A 1,633-nucleotide genomic window follows, 5' to 3' on the forward strand; every position below is an offset into this window, starting at 1 on the left:
TTCGGTATCTCACCGCGTGAGGCACTGGCGATGGACCCGCAGCAGCGCCTGCTGCTGGAAGTGTCCTGGGAGGCCCTGGAGCGGGCCGGCATCGCCCCCGGATCACTGCACGGCAGTGACACCGGTGTGTTCGCGGGGGTGATGTACCACGACTACGGCGGTGGCGGCCGGATGCCCAAGGAGGCCGAAGGCCACTTTCTGACCGGCACGACCGGCAGCGTGGCCACCGGCCGGGTGGCGTACACGCTGGGCTTGCAGGGCCCGGCCTTGACGGTGGACACCGCGTGTTCGTCGTCCTTGGTCGCCCTGCACCTGGCCGTGCGTGCCCTGCGCAGCGGCGAGTGCTCACTAGCCCTCGCCGGCGGTGTCGCCGTGATGTCGACGCCCAATACCTTCATCGAGTTCTCGCGGCAGCGGGGCCTCGCGGCCGACGGGCGGTGCAAGTCCTTCTCGGCGGACGCCGACGGCACCGCCTGGGCAGAAGGCGTCGGCGTCCTCGTGGTCGAGCGGCTGTCGGACGCCCGGCGACTGGGACACCACGTGCTCGCCGTCGTCGCCGGCACCGCCGTCAACCAGGACGGCGCCTCCAACGGCCTCACCGCACCCAGCGGCCCCGCACAGGAACGCGTCATCCGCGCCGCACTGGCCGACGCGGGCCTGACCCCCTCGGCCGTCGACGCGGTCGAAGCCCACGGCACCGGCACCGTCCTCGGCGACCCCATCGAAGCACAAGCCCTCCTCGCCACCTACGGCAGCGAACGCGAGGACCAACCGCTCCTCGTCGGCTCCCTGAAATCCAACCTCGGGCACGCACAGGCCGCCGCCGGAGTCGGCGGCGTCATCAAAATGGTCATGGCACTACGCCACGGAGAACTGCCCGCATCCCTGCACGTGAGCAAGCCCAGCGACCTGGTCGACTGGAACGCGGGCAGTGTCGAGCTGCTCAGCAAGCCCCACCCGTGGCCCGCGACCGAGGACAGGACCCGGCGGGCCGGAGTGTCCTCGTTCGGGATCAGCGGCACCAACGCGCACGTCGTACTCGCGGAGCCGCCCGCCGACGACACGGCACCGGGATCAGCGGACCTGTTGGACGGTGGTCAGTTGCCGTGGGTGGTGTCGGCGCGGTCGGCGGACGCACTCGCCCAGGCGGCGCGACAGCTCGCCGACCACGTGCGAGCACGCCCCGAACTCGCGGCCGCCGACGTGGCGTTCGCCCTCGCCACCGGCCGCTCCCCCTTCGAGGCCCGGGCCGTCGTCCCGGGCACCGACGGACGCGACGGGCTCCTCACCGGTCTCGACGCACTGGCCTCCGGCGAGGCCGAGGTCGTGACCGCGTCCGTCTCCGGTGCCAAGCCGGGCCGGGCATCCGGAGCGCCTGTCGTGTTCGTGTTCCCGGGGCAGGGGTCGCAGTGGGCCGGAATGGCCGTCGATCTGCTCGACACCTCCCAGGTCTTCCGCGACACCATCACCGCCTGCGAAACAGCCCTCGCACCCTACGTCGACTGGTCCCTGACCGCCGTACTACGCGGCCACGACAACACACCCGCCCTCGACCGCGTCGACATCGTCCAACCCGTCTCCTGGGCCATGATGCTCGCCCTCGCCGCCCTCTGGCGCGCCGCCGGAGTCAACC

General features: G+C 71.9%; 1 protein-coding gene. It reads left to right on the forward strand.

The features are described from left to right. On the forward strand, positions 1 to 1,633 hold a 1,633-nt coding region (locus AB0F03_RS37945), incomplete at both ends, for a type I polyketide synthase (protein WP_362001075.1).

It is taken from the genome of Streptomyces sp. NPDC028722, from assembly GCF_040637655.1.
GTDB lineage: Bacteria > Actinomycetota > Actinomycetes > Streptomycetales > Streptomycetaceae > Streptomyces.